The sequence below is a fragment of the Vibrio sp. 10N.222.48.A3 genome (assembly GCF_041475345.1).
Lineage (GTDB): Bacteria > Pseudomonadota > Gammaproteobacteria > Enterobacterales > Vibrionaceae > Vibrio > Vibrio tasmaniensis_A.
Genome location: NZ_JBFRVX010000683.1, coordinates 1 through 1,986 on the forward strand (window position 1 = coordinate 1; position 1,986 = coordinate 1,986).

Annotated in this window: 3 protein-coding genes; all 3 read right to left on the minus strand. The window is 41.9% G+C overall.

The genetic code is table 11. From position 1 onward, the window contains the following. Window positions 1-98 precede the first annotated feature (98 nt). Window positions 99-1,055, minus strand: a complete 957-nt coding sequence (locus tag AB4653_RS18330) for a glycosyltransferase (protein WP_009847968.1) — start codon at window positions 1,053-1,055, stop codon at window positions 99-101. Between the two features lie 26 nt (window positions 1,056-1,081). Continuing rightward, window positions 1,082-1,561 (minus strand): pantetheine-phosphate adenylyltransferase, encoded by a 480-nt coding sequence (gene coaD / locus AB4653_RS18335; RefSeq protein WP_009847969.1) that lies wholly within the window; start codon window positions 1,559-1,561, stop codon window positions 1,082-1,084. Window positions 1,562-1,570: 9 nt separating this feature from the next. After that, window positions 1,571-1,986 (minus strand): glycosyltransferase family 9 protein (locus AB4653_RS18340; RefSeq protein ID WP_372104930.1); only part of this gene is annotated, 416 nt, incomplete at its 5' end.

Sequence of the window (1,986 nt, forward strand, 5' to 3'; positions counted from 1 at the left end):
GGAAAATATGATGCTTTTCATAATCAGACGATAGGACATCAATTTCTAGTTTTTCATACTGTTGCTTATAGCCTACGAAAACCAGTTTCGGTTTCAATTTATCGTTCATAAGGCAACCTTTTAAAAGACTCGACAATACTTCCTAATGCACTATTGGCTTTATTACCTTCAACTACCTTCTCGTAATAACTAACATACGCTGCAGCCATGACATTGGCATTGAATTGCTCTCTCGCGTATTCATTACAACGAGCAGATTCATAGGTGTCAGAATTTAAGATCCCTTCTACGAGATCTTGTTCACAGCTCGATAAAAGACCTACCTCACTAGAAACTAATTCCGGCAGTGAGCCATAAGGTGTACCAAACACTGGGCAACCAAAATACAAACTCTCTGTAATCGCTAAGCCAAACGGTTCATGCCAAGTCACGGGGAATATCAGACCTTTTGACTGAGTCATGATCTGAGATTTCGTTGTATCGTCCACCATCCCTAAAAAACGAACATGACGATCTAACGTTAACCTGAAACCCATTTTTAGGTTCAATCGATGGCCGCCCAACACATCAAGCTGCTGGCCAGCTTTCTTGGTAATATCAATGGCACCTTGAACATTTTTAACTCGCCACGCCGCTTTCCCAAGAAAATGGAAACGTTCTCGTTTCAAGTTAAAGTTAGGCTTTTGGTAGTTGTCCCAATTCAAGCCATTGTAAACATAAGCTTGTGCACCATGATTTTTTGCATGCTGAGATGAAACAAAGACGGTATTAGGGTCAATAGGGCCGTCTGAATTACCATGCTGCGTTAAAATGTAGGGATAAGAGATAGGCTCAAGATCAGAGTGGAAATGCACAACATCAATATCATTTGGAAGCTGACTTTGCAGTGGTACATTCGGTTGATACTCTATGACTCTCGCCCAATCACACTTTGTTCCTTTACCAGCGAGCAGCGTCACTCGGTGCCCGGCTAGGTGCAAAGCATAAACTAAGTCCCAAATGACTCGTTCGGTTCCACCATAATTCACCACAGGTAACGTGGCTCTTGTATACATTAGAATATTCATAATTACTTAATTTTTTAAAGCTTTACTTTAGCGACAACAGCTTGATGAACACACCCTGGAACAAATTGCTCTATTTCTCCACCATGAATAGCGACTTCACGAACCAATGTTGATGATAAAAAAGCAAACTCTTCTGAAGGTGTCAAAAACAGGCTCTCTAGTTCTGGTTTTAATCGACGATACATTGTCGTCAAACCAAATTCATACTCAAAGTCCATTGTTGTTCTTAAGCCACGCACCAAAATTGAGGCGTTTTGCTCGGTCGCAAAATCAACCAACAAACCGCTAAAACCTTCAACGGAAACATTAGGTAATTCATGGCAAGTTTCTCGCAATAAGGCCACACGCTCATCTAAGCTAAATAAGGTGGCTTTACTTGGGCTCTCTGCGACACCAATGACAAGTTTTTCAAACATACATGCGGCACGTTTAATTAAGTCATAATGGCCGTTAGTCACTGGATCAAAAGTACCTGGGTATATTGCTATTTTCATGACATTCCTTTATTCACTGGATGTTTTCTTGTTTTTCAATCGGCCTAATACACGGTCTAGCTGCTCAATCACCGATTCTGTAGAAATAAGAGCCATAAGATCTTTTCCTTTTACTCGGGTTCCCCATGGAAGCTCGTCAACCGCTTTACCGTGTTGCTCTTCAGCAATCTGTTCATAGACAGAAACCACACTGTCTAAACTATGGTAAGGCCCTGTTCGCATTGGGTTACTGTGCGCATACAAACCAATCACGGGGACACCTTGAGTCGTCGCGATGTGTGCAGGCCCTGAATCAGGAGCGATCACTACACTGGATTGACCAATCACTGCGGTAAGCTGCTTTAACGAGGTTGAGCCTACTAAGTTAATACAAGGTGATGTCATGTGCTGAGATATATTGTCAGTTAAATTGCGCTCTCTATCCG